Here is a 16,133-nt window from a genome sequence, read left to right on the forward strand (position 1 = left end):
ACAGTGACGAGATCATTTTCATAAAAAAAGAAACCTTGTCTAATAAAGAGAAGGTTTCTTTTGCCAATGGTATTATATAATTTTATGGTTAGTAGCCCACGGCTTTACCTGCTGGACGTCGAACATCATTTGAACCATAAAGATAACCTTCGCGTATCGCCCCTGAAACAGCAGAATCATTACCTGACGAAGCAGGGATCACTCCTTGTTCTCCTGGAAGGCCGACCATAATCAATTCAGCCGCGCCCCATGGCGTTTGTTCGACCATTTTATATCCCATGGCAGAAAGTTTTTCTAAGGTATCTTTTGATAATCCTCGTTGTTCATAATAAACCTCATCAGGTAGCCATTGATGATGAATTCGAGGGCTATTGACGGCTTCTTGGGGGGACATACCAAACTCAATAATATTAAGTGCCGTTTGTAAGGTGATTGAGATAATACGAGAGCCTCCCGGTGAGCCTAATACAAGAAAGGGTTTGCCATCTTTAGTCACAATGGTTGGACTCATTGAGGACAGTGGACGTTTTAATGGGGCAATACTATTTCGTTCACCTTGTACTAAGCCATAAAGATTTTTCTCGCCAACTTTAGTTGTAAAATCATCCATCTCATTATTGAGGAAAAAGCCAGTCCCCGGTGCGATAACGACAGCACCAAAACGACCATTGATGGTGTAAGTGGTTGAAACGGCATTACCATCTTTATCAATCACCGAATAATGTGTGGTTTCAGGGCTTTCATGAGGTGCAATACCGGGTTGTACCTTTTCTGATGGGGTGGCTTTATTCGGTGTAATTTGTTGGCGAAGCTCTGCGGCGTAGGCTTTACTTAATAACTTTTCTGTTGGATTGTTTATAAATTGCGGATCGCCAAGAAAGGTGTTTCTATCCATATAAGCATGACGCATAGCTTCTGTGAGCGTGTGAACATATTCGGCAGAGTTAAAACCCATCGATTTCAGATCGTAGCCTTCTAAAATATTCAGTGTTTGGCAAATAGTGACGCCCCCTGAACTGGGAGGAGGAGCAGAGATAAATTCATAACCTCGATAAGTACAGGTAATGGGAGGTGTTTCGGTAATAGTGAAGTTCGCAAAATCTTCTTTGGTTAATAACCCATTATGCTGTTTTGAAGCTTGTTCTACTTTTTTAGGGATTTCCCCTTGATAGAAAGCATCAGCACCTTGGTTGGCGATAAGTTCAAGTGTATTGGCTAAGTCTGTTTGAATGAGGCGATCGCCAGGCTGCCATGGTGTTCCATCAGGCTTTAAGAAAATTTTTGCTGATTCAGGATCTTGTTTAAATCGCTCTGTGGTGGTGTCTAATACGTCAGTATCAGCACGGGTTAAAATATAGCCTTCTCTGGCTAGTTTAATAGCGGGAGCCATCACTTCTTGGCGTGAAAGAGTGCCATATTTTTCTAATGCTGCATCAAGTCCTTTCACTGTACCCGGCACCCCTGAGGCAAGATAGCCGTATAGGCTTGCCTCTTTAATCAAGTTACCGTCTTTATCTAAATACATATTTTTAGATGCTGCCGTAGGCGCCGTTTCTCGAAAATTAATAAAGGTATTGGTGCCATCAGCAAGGTGTATAGTCATAAAACCACCACCGCCAATATTTCCACAACAAGCATTTACCACAGCTTGTGCATAGCCAACAGCAACAGCTGCATCAATGGCATTCCCTCCTTTTTGCAAAATATCTTTTCCTACTTGTGAGGCTAAATGTTGTGAAGAGACCACCATACCTTGTTGTGCTTCAACCGCTGGCTCATAGGCGGCATAGAGTGCAGGTGAAAAAAGTGTGGTAAGTAACAGCAGGTGCGTTTTTTTTATAGTAATCATGATTATATCCATTAATAACAGTGGGTTAGTTTCAATAGAGATAAGTGAAAGTAGGTGTGTATACGCTAGTATTAATGTGGTTAACAATTACGTAACAATAAGTATAGAGAGAAGTTATTAATGACGAGAATTTTTTTTGAAGAGATGATCACAAAATCATCTTTAAGCGAATAAATAATAATGTTATGTACAAATAGTAATCTTAATAAATTGAGTTGAAAGGCAAAAGAATAGATGGAGTATTAATAAAAAAGCCTGTTTTCACAGGCTGTTAGCAAATATTTGTTTAGCTTACTGGAATATTACAGTTTGCCTGAGTTCGCTTTCAGATATTTAGCAACACCGTCTGGAGATGCGCCCATACCTTCTTGGCCTTTTTCCCATTGTGCAGGGCAAACATCACCGTGCTCTTCGTGGAATTGTAGTGCATCAACCATACGGATCATTTCGTCAATATTACGGCCTAATGGCAGGTCGTTTACCACTTGGTGACGAACGACACCTTCTTTGTCGATTAGGAATGAACCACGTAGTGCAACACCCGCTTCTGGATGTTCGATACCGTATGCTTTAATGATATCGTGTTTGATATCAGCAACCATTGGGTATCTTACTTCACCAATACCGCCATCATCGATAGCTGTTTTACGCCATGCGTTATGTACGAATTCTGAGTCCATAGAAACGCCGATGATTTCAACACCACGTTTTTGGAACTCTTCAAAACGGTGATCAAATGCAATCAGTTCTGAAGGGCAAACAAAAGTGAAGTCCATTGGCCAGAAGAAAATAACCGCAGGTTTGCCTTTGATAAATGAATGCAGGTTAAAATCATTAACAATTTCACCGTTACCTAAAACAGCAGCTGCTGTGAAATCTGGGGCTTTGCGAGTAACCAGAACCATAATGTACTCCTGTAAATTGAAAGAGTTTATACTCGTCATATTTCAAGTTGTCGCGTTGTTGACTGCGTTCACTCGAACTATTTAGAGTAAATTTAGGGGATACCCTGTTTTTAAATTTAGGGTGATGCCCTGTTTTTAAATGATGTATACAGCATAAATAATCAATCGTTATTGATAAAATCATACAGAACAATCTATTTGATAGGTTATAACGATGAACTTTATACAACAAAAATGACTTATTTATGACTCCTTGTATAACTATCTATTCTAATCAACTTTATAAATGAATACTACGCTTGTTAACGGATCGTTACCAATAAAAAGATAAATTGACGTAGTCTCTGTTTGCTCGATTCAATGTAATGCTTAACCATGACAAACAGATGAATAAAAAGAGCCTTAATGTATCAGTCATCCAGCTGATGATGTTGTGCTCTTTCTAACAATTGTGGATAAAATTGCCAAAAAATCTCACTTAACTCTTTATAATGCGTTTCTAGTGCAATATAAGAGCCTGCAAGCGCACTTAAACGCGGTCTTCTTTTTGCCATGCCTTTTAACGTCTGTGCTATATAAGTTTTATCAGCATAACGAGTCAACCACGCTTGGGGCCATAAATATTCATTGAGCTCTTGAAATTTTTCCGGAGTTCGCCATAAATCCGGTTCAATGGTATTGCGCACATAAGTAACAAATTCCAAGAGCGGTATGTCAGGTTCAAATTTATCCCAATGTAGTGAGAGAAAATGATCCCAAAATATATCCAAAGTAATGGGTGCAACGCGGCGGTATTCATTCGGAAAAAGTTGTCGAGCTTGTTTAACTAATGGATGAGTATCAGTCAGCACATCAATACGCCTATGCATGCGAATGCCGTCAATTACCGCTTGGCTGTAATCGTTACTCGGCGTACCTTTTACATAGTCCGCCATCATATTGCCTAATAAGGAGCTTTTCGCTCTAAAGGCGAGGTGTAAGTGAGCAAGATAGTTCATTGTACTATCATAGCGCTTTTTAAATAAAAAAGTGCTTCTTTGTTGCACTGATTAACATGCAGCACTAGACTAGTGCGCCTGTTTTTTATGAAAGTAGTCGTTTAATTATGCGTGTATCCGATTTTAGATTTGACCTGCCTGAGTCCTTAATTGCTCATTATCCTCACCCCCAACGTAGTGGGTGCCGATTATTATCCCTAGAGGGAAAAACGGGCAATTTATCTCACGGTGTCTTTACGGATGTATTAGATAAACTCAATGCCGGTGATTTACTTGTATTTAATAATACTAGAGTGATCCCCGCGCGTATTTATGGTCGTAAAGCCTCCGGTGGCAAGATAGAAGTATTAGTGGAGCGTATGCTAGATGAACATCGTGTGTTAGCCCATGTTCGTGCATCAAAGTCACCCAAAGAGGGCGCATCACTGATTTTAGGGGAAGACGAAAGTGTACAAGCAACCATGATTGCACGCCATGATACACTATTTGAAATCCGTTTTGATGATGAAAGAGATGTGCTGACTATTTTAAATAGTATCGGTCATATGCCTCTTCCTCCTTATATTGATCGTCCAGATGAAGGATCCGATAAAGAGCTTTATCAAACGGTCTATAATGAGCGTCCCGGTGCAGTAGCTGCACCCACAGCCGGATTGCATTTTGATGAGCCGTTATTAGAAGCACTACGTAACAAAGGCGTTGAGATGGCCTTTGTCACTTTGCATGTTGGTGCTGGCACTTTCCAGCCTGTTCGTGTGGATAATATCGAAGAACACACTATGCATTCCGAGTATGCAGAAGTCCCTCAAGAGGTGGTAGATGCCGTGCTCGCTTGTAAGGCACGAGGTAATCGGGTGATTGCCGTGGGTACAACGTCTGTTCGCTCTTTAGAGAGTGCGGCTAAAGCTGCCAAAGATGCATTAATTGCTCCTTTTTTTGATGATACGCAAATTTTTATTTATCCAGGTTACCAATATCAAGTTATTGATGCTTTGATAACTAACTTCCATTTGCCAGAATCAACCTTAATTATGCTGGTTTCCGCATTTGCTGGTTATAAAAATACCATGAATGCTTATAACGTAGCGGTTGAGCAAAAGTATCGTTTTTTCAGTTATGGTGATGCGATGTTTATTACGCGTAATCCTTTAGCTATCAATGAAAAAGTGGGTGAAGAGTAGGGCTTTATTCTATTTTTTAACGTTTTTTTTCATTTTATGACCGGTTATGTCAATTTTGCTGCTTGATCTCTTTGACTAAGCACAGCTTTTGTTGATGTAACATATACAGCCGTCTAACAAATGATTAGAATGTGCTGTTTTTATTATGCATTGGACTGTTTTTCTGATGCTTGGAGGATGAGTGAAATACGAATTAGATAAAACAGATGGTCATGCCCGTCGTGGTCGTCTTAAGTTTGAACGCGGTGTCGTTGAAACACCTGCATTTATGCCTGTAGGGACATACGGTACAGTTAAAGGGATGACACCTGAAGAAGTTGAAGCCACAGGTGCACAAATCCTTTTAGGCAATACTTTCCATTTATGGTTACGTCCTGGTCAAGAGATCATGAAATTACACGGTGATTTGCATGACTTTATGCAGTGGAAAGGGCCAATTCTAACCGATTCAGGTGGTTTCCAAGTCTTTAGTTTAGGCGCAATGCGTAAAATTAAAGAAGAAGGTGTGCATTTCCGTAACCCAATTAATGGTGAAAAGATTTTCTTAAGCCCAGAAAAATCAATGGAAATTCAGTACGATCTTGGATCAGATATTGTGATGATCTTCGATGAGTGTACGCCATATCCATCAGATTGGGATTATGCTAAAAATTCCATGGAGATGTCATTACGCTGGGCTAAACGTAGTCGTCAACGCTTTGATGAATTAAACAACAAAAATGCATTATTCGGTATTATTCAAGGCGGCGTTTACGAAGATTTACGTGATATCTCAGTGAAAGGGCTAGTGGAAATCGGCTTTGACGGTTACGCTGTTGGGGGCCTAGCTGTTGGTGAACCTAAAGAAGATATGCACCGTATTTTAGAACATGTTTGTCCACAAATCCCTGCGGATAAACCTCGTTATTTAATGGGTGTAGGTAAACCTGAAGATTTAGTTGAAGGTGTTCGTCGTGGTATCGATATGTTTGACTGTGTGATGCCAACACGAAATGCACGTAATGGACATCTGTTTGTAACAAATGGTGTCATTAAAATTCGTAATGCTAAACATCGTTCAGATACATCAACTCTGGATGAACATTGTGATTGCTACACCTGTAAAAATTATAGTCGCGCTTACCTACATCATCTTGATCGCTGTAACGAAATTTTAGGTGCAAGGCTGAATACCATCCATAACTTACGCTATTATCAGCGTCTAATGGCTGAAATTCGTCAAGCAATTGATGAGTCACGTTTCGAAGATTTCGTGCATGAGTTCTACGAACGTATTGGTAAACCAGTTCCACCGCTAAATAGCAGTGCGAGTAAGTGCGATTAATGTATACGAGAAAGCCCAATTCTGTGTATGATATTGGGCTTATAACTTGAGTATCGTCGATATCGACAACAATGAGGAAAAAGTGAATGAGTTTTTTCATTTCTGATGCTGTTGCTTCTGCTGGACAAGCAGCACCTGAAGCAAGCTTTATGTCTATTTTACCGATGTTAGTGATCTTTATTTTAATTTTCTATTTTATGATCCTACGTCCTCAGCAAAAACGTACTAAAGAACACCGTAAACTGATGGAATCTATCGGTAAAGGTGATGAAGTGTTAACTACTGGTGGTTTAATCGGCCGCGTTGTTAAAGTTTCAGATAACGGCTATATCGTTGTTGCTCTGAATGAAACAACTGAAGTAACTATCAAACGTGACTTTGTTGCCGCTGTATTACCAAAAGGCACAATGAAAGCTATTTAATTTGATTTCCCCAAAGGGAAAAGGGAACTGCCGTGCTAAACCGTTATCCTTTGTGGAAGTATCTGATGTTGATATTCGCTATCCTCATCGGTCTGCTTTACGCACTTCCTAACCTATATGGTGAGGATCCGGCTGTTCAAATCACTGGCGCGCGGGGAACCGCCGCCAATGAGCAAACACTGGATCAAGTTCGATCTTTATTAGATAAAGAAAAAATTGAAGCGAAATCAATCGCCCTTGAAAATGGTGCGATTTTGGCTCGTTTCAGTAACCCTGACATTCAGTTACGTGCCCGTGAAGCGTTGTTACCTGCGTTAGGTGACAAGTTCGTTGTTGCACTTAACCTTGCACCAGCTACGCCAAAATGGTTAGAAGCCATTGGCGGTGAGCCGATGAAATTAGGGTTAGACTTACGTGGTGGTGTTCACTTCTTAATGGAAGTTGATATGGAAACCGCGTTAGGTAAACTTCAAGAACAAAATGTTGATAGTTTACGTACTTTATTACGTGACGAAGGCATTCCATATTCTTCTATCCGCAAAACGGATAATTATGGTGTTGAAATCCGTTTCCGCAACGCTGATGACCGTTCTAAAGCATCAGATTATCTTGCGCGTCGTAACCAAGATCTCATTTTTAGAAATGGGGATAATAACTCGTTAAAAGCTATTTTTACCGACGAGCGTTTACGTGATGCGCGTACTTATGCGGTACAACAAAATATCACCATCCTACGTAACCGTGTCAACCAATTAGGGGTTGCTGAGCCGTTAGTTCAACGCCAAGGTGCTGACCGCATTGTTGTTGAATTACCGGGTATTCAAGATACGGCTCGTGCGAAAGAAATCCTAGGTGCAACAGCAACATTAGAATTCCGTTTAGTGAATACTAATGTTGATCCTTCAGCCTTAGAAACAGGACGCATCCCGGGTGACTCAGAAGTGAAATACACTCGAGATGGTAGACCAACCATTCTTTATAAACGTGTTGTATTGACGGGTGACCATATTACCGATTCAACGTCACAAGCCGATGAGTACGGCCAGCCTCAAGTAAGTATTTCACTTGATAGTGCTGGTGGCTCTATTATGTCTAACTTTACCAAAGATAACGTCGGTAAACCGATGGCTACTCTTTTTGTAGAGTATAAAGACAGCGGTAAACGTGATGAAAATGATCGCGCAATTTTGGTAAAAAATGAAGAAGTTATTAACGTGGCTAATATTCAAACCCGTTTAGGTAATAACTTCCGCATTACTGGTATCTCTAATGCGAATGAAGCACGCCAATTATCTCTGTTATTACGTGCTGGGGCATTGATTGCACCTATTCAAATCGTTGAAGAGAGAACCATTGGGCCAACATTAGGTCTTCAGAACATAACTCAAGGTTTAGAAGCTTGTTTATGGGGTCTGATAGCCTCTGTTGCCTTTATGATTATTTATTATCGTAAATTTGGTGTGATCGCGAGTACGGCGCTATTAGCAAACTTGGTGTTAATTGTGGGGGTCATGTCATTATTACCCGGTGCAACGTTAACCATGCCTGGTATTGCGGGTATTGTCTTAACCCTTGCGGTTGCGGTCGATGCTAACGTACTGATCAACGAGCGTATTAAAGAAGAGTTACGTAATGGTCGCTCAGTACAACAAGCTATCCATGAAGGTTATAAAGGTGCCTTCTCCAGTATTATTGATGCGAACTTAACCACGTTAATTACTGCCGTGATCCTTTATGCAGTCGGTACTGGCTCCATTAAAGGGTTTGCTATCACAACTGCTATCGGGGTTGCGACATCCATGTTTACCGCTATTGTGGGTACACGTGCGATTGTAAACCTGCTGTATGGCGGTAAACGCATCAAGAAACTGTCTATTTAAGGAGCACGTTGTGGCACAGGATTATACTGTTGAACAATTAAACCATGGTCGTAAAGTCATTGACTTTATGCGTTGGGACAACGTCGCCTTTACTATTTCGTTTCTGCTTTTGGTAGCATCCATCGCTATCATTTCCGTGAAAGGATTTAACTGGGGATTAGATTTTACTGGAGGAACGGTTATTGAGATCAATCTCAGTCAACCGGCCGATCTAGATAAAATGCGTGATAGCTTGGCAGCCGCCGGCTATAAAGATCCTCTGTTACAAAACTTTGGTAGCAGCCGCGATATTATGGTGCGTATGCCTCCTGTTGAAGGACAGGCTGGTCAAGAATTAGGTAAGAAAGTCATCGATATTATCAATGTTGAAATTGATAATGATGCAACAGTCAAACGTATTGAATTTGTTGGGCCAAGTGTCGGGAGTGAATTGGCTCAAACAGGGGCAATGGCGTTACTTTCTGCACTTATCTGTATTCTGATCTATGTTGGATTCCGTTTTGAGTGGCGTCTAGCATTAGGGGCTGTTATTTCACTTGCCCATGACGTGGTGATCACTCTGGGTATTTTATCACTCTTCCAAATTGAGGTTGATTTAACCATTGTGGCGTCATTGATGTCTGTTATCGGTTATTCCTTGAACGATAGTATCGTGGTATCAGATCGTATTCGTGAGAATTTCCGTAAAATTCGTCGTGGTACCTCTTATGAGATCATGAACGTTTCACTAACACAGACATTAAGCCGTACCATCATGACATCAGCAACAACATTATTAGTTGTGTTGATGCTCTATATCTTTGGTGGTTCAATGCTTAAAGGCTTCTCTTTAGTGATGTTAATCGGTGTTTCATTCGGTACTGTTTCATCTATTTATGTGGCTTCTGCATTAGCACTGAAAATGGGCATGAAACGCGAACACCTGATTGTTCAAAAAGTGGAAAAAGAGGGTGCAGATCAGACAACACTCTTACCTTAATAGAGCGTTTTTCTGACATAAACATCGCAAACACCCTGCCAGTTAATGACTGACAGGGTGTTTTTTGTTCACTGAACAGGTACACTGTTTAGGAGTTTTGTCAACAGTAGGAATAACTATGCATTGTCCATTTTGCACAGCCGTAGATACCAAAGTAATTGATTCGAGACTTGTTGGTGATGGCTCACAAGTGCGCCGTCGTCGTCAATGCCTTGTTTGCCATGAGCGCTTTACTACCTTTGAAGTCGCAGAGCTTGTGATGCCTCGTGTTGTGAAAAGTGATGAAATCCGTGAGCCTTTTGATGAAGAAAAGCTACGTAGAGGAATGCTCAAAGCATTAGAAAAACGCCCTGTGAGTTCTGATGATGTTGAAGCTGCTATTAATCATATCAAATCACAATTAAGGGCAACGGGCGAAAGAGAGATACCTTCCAAACAGATCGGTAATTTTGTTATGGAACAACTAAAGAAACTGGATAAAGTTGCTTATATCCGTTTTGCTTCGGTTTATCGCAGTTTTGAAGATGTGCGCGATTTTGGCGAAGAAATTGCAAAATTACAAGATTAATCATTCGCTTCACACGACTATTTGAAAATAACGATAAATAATAAATCTATGATGACAATTAACAACAGCAACAATCTTACGGGCAATGAGCCGGCTAATGATGAAACCTATATGCGTCGAGCGATAGAGTTAGCTGCATTAGGACGTTTTACAACATCACCTAACCCAAATGTGGGATGCGTGATTGTGAAAGAAGGGAAGATTATAGGTGAAGGTTATCACCATCATGCAGGTGGTCCACATGCAGAAGTGAATGCATTAAATATGGCGGGTGAAAATGCCAAAGGTGCTACCGTCTATGTTACGCTTGAGCCATGTAGCCACTTTGGTAAAACGCCTCCTTGTGCTGATGCTTTAATCAACGCCGGGGTAAAACGTGTTGTTGCTGCAATGCAAGATCCCAATCCTCAAGTGGCAGGACGTGGTTTACATAAATTAGTCGCTGCAGGTATTGATGTTTCTCATGGCGTATTAATGCAAGAAGCTGAAAAATTGAATATCGGCTTTTTTAAACGTATGAGAACAGGGTTTCCTTATATCCAATTAAAACTGGCCGCCTCTTTAGACGGTAAAACGGCATTAGCATCAGGGGAAAGTCAATGGATAACCTCTAACGCTTCGCGACAAGATGTGCAAAACTTTCGCGCGCAAGCTAGTGCTATTTTAACAACGAGTGCCACTGTTTTAGCCGATGATCCTGCAATGAATGTGCGTTGGGAAGCATTATCCGATGAGATAAAAGCGATTTATCCACTAGAGTCATTGCGCCAGCCTATTCGCATTATTACCGATAGCCAAAATAGGGTAACTCCCGACTATAAAATTACACAACTTGCAGGTGAGTGCTTGCTTGCTCGGACTCACTCTCAGCAAGAAGCTTGGCAAGGTGATGTCTCAGAAATTTTGCTTCCTACTAATGGCAAAAATAGTAGTGTCGATTTAGTGTTATTAATGATGCAGTTAGGTAAACGCAATATTAATAGTGTATGGGTTGAGAGTGGCGCACATTTTGCTGGCGCACTATTAGAGCTTGGTCTTGTTGATGAGCTTATCATTTATATTGCTCCGAAAATTTTAGGCAATGATGCTCGAGGTTTATTATCCATTTCACCACTGTCGTCATTATCTGAAGCCCCTGAATTTACAATAGATTCTCTTCAACAAATCGGCCCTGATATCCGCGTTTGTTTAAAACCTCGTTATTAATAGATGCAAATATGTGTGTCTATGGCGCTATTTGTAGTAAAATAGCGCCGTGTGTGTTATTCCCTGTCGTTACGACATTGTTATCAGCCAACTAACTACCTTGATTTATCAAGGATTTTTGGCTCCTTTGCTGTGTTATCATAAAACTGAGCGCAGTAAAGGAAAGAATGTGATAAAATCCGCGCCCCGCGGATAGGAGAAAAAGGTAACCTATGAACGTAATCAAAGGTGTTGTCGCGGCGCCAAACGCACGTGTAGCGATTGCAATTGCCCGTTTTAATAATTTTATTAATGATAGCTTGTTAGAAGGTGCCGTTGATGCACTTGAGCGTATCGGACAAGTTTCCTCAGAAAATATTACCGTCGTTTGGGTTCCTGGCGCTTATGAGTTGCCATTAACTGTAAAAGCATTAGCAGAAAGCGACAAATATGATGCAGTTATCGCGTTAGGCACTGTTATCCGTGGTGGAACCGCACATTTTGAATACGTTGCTGGCGAATGCAGCTCTGGCCTTTCTCATGTTGCAATGCAAAGTGAGATCCCTGTGACTTTTGGTGTATTAACTACTGAAAGCATTGAGCAGGCAATTGAACGAGCTGGTACTAAAGCGGGCAATAAAGGTGCTGAAGCTGCAATGACAGCACTTGAAATGATCAATGTACTTAAAGCCATTAAAGGCTAATCATCTGTTTTAACTAAAGGGGAATTTTGTGAAACCTGCTGCTCGTCGTCGTGCTCGTGAGTGTGCTGTACAAGCTATCTACTCATGGCAATTATCCGGAAATGACATCGCGGATGTGGAATTGGAGTTTTTATCCGAGCAGGATACCCAAGGTGTAGATATTGCTTATTTCCGTGAGCTTTTAGTGGGTGTTGCAATCAATGCAGCACGTTTAGATAAGGCGATGGAGCCTTATTTATCACGTCAACTGGAAGAGCTAGGCCAAGTTGAAAAAGCGATTTTACGTTTAGCTATGTTTGAACTCAGCTTCCGTGAAGATGTTCCTTATAAAGTAGCCATTAACGAAGCGATTGAATTGGCTAAGGTGTTTGGTGCTGATGACAGCCATAAATTTGTCAATGGCGTGTTAGATAAAGCTGCACCAACTGTACGTAAAAAATAACGTTCTTCACGTTTCCTCTATGGTAAATTAATAATCCAAGGCCGGTTACTCCGGCCTTTTATTTAATAAGCATTGCTTCATAGGAAATTGATAATGCCTTGTGGTGAATTCTCCCTCATTAAACAATATTTCACTTCTCAGCCAGTTAAACGCAAAGATGTGAGTACGGGAATTGGGGATGACTGTGCAATATTGACTGTACCTGAAAAGCAACAAGTGGCAATTAGTACTGATACCTTAGTCAGTGGAATACACTTCCTACCAACCATTTCCCCTGAAGATTTAGCGTATAAAGCATTAGCGGTCAATATTAGTGATTTAGCCGCGGTGGGGGCAGATCCTGCTTGGGCCTCATTAGCTTTAACATTGCCAAAAGTCGATAATGATTGGCTTGAGGCCTTTAGTCGCTCTCTATTTGCATTAGCAGAGTATTATTCTATTCAATTGATTGGTGGGGATACAACCAAAGGGCCATTGAGCTTAACCATCACAATACAAGGTTTAGTTCCTCAAGGTATGGCACTATTACGCTCTGGGGCGAAAATTGGTGACTGGATCTATGTTACAGGCTTTTTAGGTGATAGCGCGGCAGGACTCGCGGTTTTACAAAATAGATTACAACCTAGTCAACCAGAAAGCCGAGACTATTTTATTACTAGGCATTTGCGTCCGCAGCCTCGTCTTTTACAAGGGCAAGCATTAAGATCTTTAGCAAGTGCTGCTATTGATATTTCTGATGGTCTTATTTCAGATCTAAACCATATTTTAACGGCAAGTGGTTGTGGTGCTCGTATTAACTTAGATGCGTTGCCTTATTCTGCGGCAATGAAATCACAGGTGAGTAAAGAGCAAGCTGAAGTTTGGGCATTAAGTGGTGGCGAAGACTATGAACTATGCTTTACCGTGCCTGAAATAAATCGTGGGGCTTTAGATATTGCTTTAGCCCATACGGGCGCTGACTTTCATTGCATAGGGCAAATTATGCCAATTGCAGAAGGTATACGTTATTTACGTGAAGGTAAAGAAGTGCACCCTAATCTGAAAGGGTTTGATCACTTTGATGATAATAAATAAATCATATCGCTATAAACAAAAGGCGCTTAATGAGCGCCTCTGAAATCAAAATAATGTTATTAATCATTTTAATGATAATTCAAGATTAGCTTTTCTTCACAAATTCAGATTTTAATTTCATTTGTCCAAAGCCATCAATTTTACAATCAATATTATGATCGCCTTCCACTAAACGTATCCCTTTAACTTTTGTACCAATTTTGAGTGGCGTTGAGCTACCTTTTACTTTTAGATCTTTAATGACTGTCACTGAATCCCCATCGGCTAATAAATTACCATGGGCATCTTTAACAATCAGCTCATCGCTATCAGTTGTTGGCTCAGCATCGTTCCATTCGTGGGCACATTCAGGGCAGACATACATTGCCCCATCTTCATAGGTATACTCTGAGTTGCATTTAGGACAAGAAGGTAATGACATAATAATACTCTCAAATTTTTTCAAAATGGGAAGTGATTAATCGTCACAAAGAGGATAACACTTGCCCGATAAACAAAAGGACACATTATCGTTTTAGCGTAAAAAGTCTAATATGATGACCCAAATGACCAAAAATAGTATTGCCACAGATAATGCGAAAGAATAAGAGTATAATAGATCTGATAGAGTTTTGCATCTTTCATGGGTTATTGGATAAAAGATGAGAAAAAGTAGATTAAATATAGAAGGTAATACACAAAATAATAAGAAATAATATCATTTAAAAACATAAATTAACTTATTGATTTTATAATTATTTATTTTGTTAACTTAGATAAAATAACTACTCTCTCTTTAAAAGAGAGTATCAGTAATAATAGTGTTAATCTTCTTGTTGTTATTTTATAAAATTTATCACCGGCCTCGTTCAATCAGTTTGGGGGTCTGAGTTAATAACGGTCCAATCCTCAATTCTTAAACCATCAACTCTTTCAAATTCTCGAGTATTATTGGTAACGACTATTAGCCCCTTACTTCTAGTATGTGCTGCTATATGTAAGTGGTTATCACCAACGTGTTTTCCCTGTTTTTCTAGTGTTGCTCTAATGTCTCCATAATGAAAAGCTGCTAAGTCATCGTAAGATAAAACAGTCAGTCGAGAAACAAAGTCGTTAACCGTAGCTAAGTTTTTGGCTGGATTTACACTTTTTTCAGCACCAAAAATGAGCTCAGCGAGTGTAATTGTAGAAATAGCTAATTGTTCAGCATGTTGGTTGAATTTTGGTAATAAAAACTCAGGCTTGCGTTTAATAGTGAATATAACAATAATTTGTATCTAATAGGTATTTAATCATCAAAGGATCCTCTTTCACTTGTGGCTTGATCAGGCCTTTCAGATAAGAAATCATCTGTTACAGACTTTTCTGATAAGAAAAAGCTATCCCATGCATTTTGTATAGGTGTGATTATTCTCTCTTTGCCTTTGACGCGAACAAAAACTTCTTTTACATCATCCGGAAATCGAGTCTCAGCGGGTAATCGAACATTTTGTGTTCTATTGCTCATAAATACTTTGCCATACTGGATCATAGTAATAGCTCCTATAAAAACTGCCATATAGCAGTTTTTATAGGATACCAAATAGGTTGTGTGAAATATATACACAACCTATTAACCTATTAATGTAAAAGATTATTTCCTATGAGCTATCACCGAGCCTCGTTCAATCAGTTTGGGTGTTAACACTAATAGATTGGCTTGTGCTTCAATATCTTCCATACGACGTAATAATTGGCTTACAGCAAGTTTGCCCAATTCATCTTTGGGTTGATGAATAGTCGTTAAAGGGGGGATCATATAAGAGGCTAAATCGATGTCATCATAACCGACGATAGAAATATCATCAGGTACACGTAGTCCTTTTTGATAAATCGCTTGGTAAGCACCGACCGCCATTGCATCATTACAGGTAAATACGGCCTGTGGTTGTATAGGGAGTGAGAGCAGTGTTTGCATTGCACTAAAGCCACCTGCAAACTCAAAATCACTGGTTAAAACTAGCTCTTTACGAATGGGTAACCCAGCTTGTTGCATCGCATTATAGTAGCCTTGTAGGCGATGTTTAGCGGGAAGTTTATCTTGGGGACCCGCAATACAGGCGATGTCAGTAAAACCTTTTTCAATTAAATAATTCGTGGCTAATTCTCCCCCTAATAGGGAGTTATCTTGAATAATATCGCTACTGTATTCAAATGGAGACCAATCCATCATCACCATGGGTAACCGTGGATAACGATTTAATACTTCACTTGATGGTGCGCGGGCTTCAGTACACATTAATAACAGCCCATCGACACGCTTTTGTAGCAAGGTTTCAAGGCTAGTATCCATGCGCTCATAGTCGCCTTCGGTGTTACATAAAATGAGGCTATAGCCTTGTTCATAGCAACTTCGTTCAACACCTCGAACGACTTCAGCATAAAAGGGGTTATTACTGGCGGTAACTAACATCCCTATGGTACGTGTGCAGTTCATTTTTAAACTACGAGCTAATGCTGAAGGGGCGTAATTTAAGGTTGCTATTGCATGATTAACCTTTGCGCGGATACCTTCACTCACATAACGATTGTTATTGATAACATGGGAAACGGTGGATGTTGAAACACCCGCTAAACGGGCGACATCTTTCATTGTTGCCAAAA

Annotated in this window: 16 protein-coding genes and 1 pseudogene; 10 read left to right on the forward strand and 7 right to left on the reverse strand. The window is 40.2% G+C overall.

What is annotated here, in order from left to right:
• Positions 1–88: 88 nt before the first annotated feature.
• The 3 genes from ggt to AACU98_RS18000 form a co-directional block, all read right to left on the reverse strand.
• The gene (ggt, locus tag AACU98_RS17990; protein WP_036894229.1) at positions 89–1,849 is read right to left on the reverse strand and encodes a gamma-glutamyltransferase; all 1,761 of its coding nucleotides are present in this window, start codon (positions 1,847–1,849) and stop codon (positions 89–91) included.
• A 302-nt stretch (positions 1,850–2,151) separates the two neighbouring features.
• The gene (locus AACU98_RS17995; RefSeq protein ID WP_004247207.1) at positions 2,152–2,754 is read right to left on the reverse strand and encodes a peroxiredoxin C; all 603 of its coding nucleotides are present in this window, start codon (positions 2,752–2,754) and stop codon (positions 2,152–2,154) included.
• Between the two features lie 410 nt (positions 2,755–3,164).
• Positions 3,165–3,752, reverse strand: coding sequence for an acyl carrier protein phosphodiesterase (locus AACU98_RS18000; RefSeq protein ID WP_004245145.1), 588 nt, complete (start codon positions 3,750–3,752; stop codon positions 3,165–3,167).
• A gap of 107 nt (positions 3,753–3,859) precedes the next feature.
• Between AACU98_RS18000 and queA the strand changes: the two genes are divergently transcribed.
• The 10 genes from queA (at position 3,860) to thiL (ending at position 13,511) form a co-directional block, all read left to right on the forward strand.
• A complete protein-coding gene (queA, locus tag AACU98_RS18005; RefSeq protein ID WP_004252586.1) occupies positions 3,860–4,933 on the forward strand; it encodes a tRNA preQ1(34) S-adenosylmethionine ribosyltransferase-isomerase QueA in 1,074 nt (357 codons plus the stop codon).
• 181 nt (positions 4,934–5,114) lie between these two features.
• Complete coding sequence (gene tgt / locus AACU98_RS18010; protein ID WP_004245143.1) at positions 5,115–6,257, forward strand: tRNA guanosine(34) transglycosylase Tgt; 1,143 nt, start codon at positions 5,115–5,117, stop codon at positions 6,255–6,257.
• An 86-nt stretch (positions 6,258–6,343) separates the two neighbouring features.
• A complete protein-coding gene (gene yajC, locus AACU98_RS18015; RefSeq protein ID WP_004245142.1) occupies positions 6,344–6,679 on the forward strand; it encodes a preprotein translocase subunit YajC in 336 nt (111 codons plus the stop codon).
• A gap of 32 nt (positions 6,680–6,711) precedes the next feature.
• Positions 6,712–8,559, forward strand: coding sequence for a protein translocase subunit SecD (gene secD, locus AACU98_RS18020; protein WP_012367466.1), 1,848 nt, complete (start codon positions 6,712–6,714; stop codon positions 8,557–8,559).
• Positions 8,560–8,569: 10 nt separating this feature from the next.
• A complete protein-coding gene (gene secF / locus AACU98_RS18025; protein ID WP_004247209.1) occupies positions 8,570–9,538 on the forward strand; it encodes a protein translocase subunit SecF in 969 nt (322 codons plus the stop codon).
• 118 nt (positions 9,539–9,656) lie between these two features.
• Complete coding sequence (gene nrdR, locus AACU98_RS18030) at positions 9,657–10,106, forward strand: transcriptional regulator NrdR (RefSeq protein ID WP_004245139.1); 450 nt, start codon at positions 9,657–9,659, stop codon at positions 10,104–10,106.
• A gap of 48 nt (positions 10,107–10,154) precedes the next feature.
• Positions 10,155–11,312, forward strand: a complete 1,158-nt coding sequence (ribD, locus tag AACU98_RS18035) for a bifunctional diaminohydroxyphosphoribosylaminopyrimidine deaminase/5-amino-6-(5-phosphoribosylamino)uracil reductase RibD (protein ID WP_012367467.1) — start codon at positions 10,155–10,157, stop codon at positions 11,310–11,312.
• Between the two features lie 212 nt (positions 11,313–11,524).
• Positions 11,525–11,995, forward strand: a complete 471-nt coding sequence (ribH, locus tag AACU98_RS18040) for a 6,7-dimethyl-8-ribityllumazine synthase (protein WP_004245137.1) — start codon at positions 11,525–11,527, stop codon at positions 11,993–11,995.
• Positions 11,996–12,023: 28 nt separating this feature from the next.
• Positions 12,024–12,437, forward strand: coding sequence for a transcription antitermination factor NusB (gene nusB, locus AACU98_RS18045; protein WP_004245136.1), 414 nt, complete (start codon positions 12,024–12,026; stop codon positions 12,435–12,437).
• A gap of 93 nt (positions 12,438–12,530) precedes the next feature.
• Positions 12,531–13,511, forward strand: a complete 981-nt coding sequence (thiL, locus tag AACU98_RS18050; protein WP_049212187.1) for a thiamine-phosphate kinase — start codon at positions 12,531–12,533, stop codon at positions 13,509–13,511.
• Between the two features lie 85 nt (positions 13,512–13,596).
• Here thiL and AACU98_RS18055 read toward each other — a convergent pair whose 3' ends face one another.
• From AACU98_RS18055 to rbsR, 4 genes and pseudogenes are all read right to left on the reverse strand, one after another.
• Positions 13,597–13,932, reverse strand: a complete 336-nt coding sequence (locus AACU98_RS18055) for a zinc ribbon domain-containing protein YjdM (RefSeq protein ID WP_004245134.1) — start codon at positions 13,930–13,932, stop codon at positions 13,597–13,599.
• A 427-nt stretch (positions 13,933–14,359) separates the two neighbouring features.
• Positions 14,360–14,786: pseudogene (gene vapC / locus AACU98_RS18060) on the reverse strand (type II toxin-antitoxin system tRNA(fMet)-specific endonuclease VapC).
• Positions 14,779–15,021 carry a type II toxin-antitoxin system VapB family antitoxin gene (gene vapB / locus AACU98_RS18065; protein WP_012367470.1) on the reverse strand — a complete coding sequence of 81 codons (243 nt, stop codon included), beginning with the start codon at positions 15,019–15,021 and terminating at the stop codon, positions 14,779–14,781. The pseudogene vapC and the gene vapB overlap by 8 nt, the downstream one beginning before the upstream one ends.
• A 102-nt stretch (positions 15,022–15,123) precedes the next feature.
• Positions 15,124–16,131, reverse strand: coding sequence for a ribose operon transcriptional repressor RbsR (gene rbsR / locus AACU98_RS18070; RefSeq protein ID WP_012367471.1), 1,008 nt, complete (start codon positions 16,129–16,131; stop codon positions 15,124–15,126).
• Between the last annotated feature and the right edge of the window lie 2 nt (positions 16,132–16,133).

It is taken from the genome of Proteus sp. G4380, from assembly GCF_963885725.1.
Lineage (GTDB): Bacteria > Pseudomonadota > Gammaproteobacteria > Enterobacterales > Enterobacteriaceae > Proteus > Proteus mirabilis.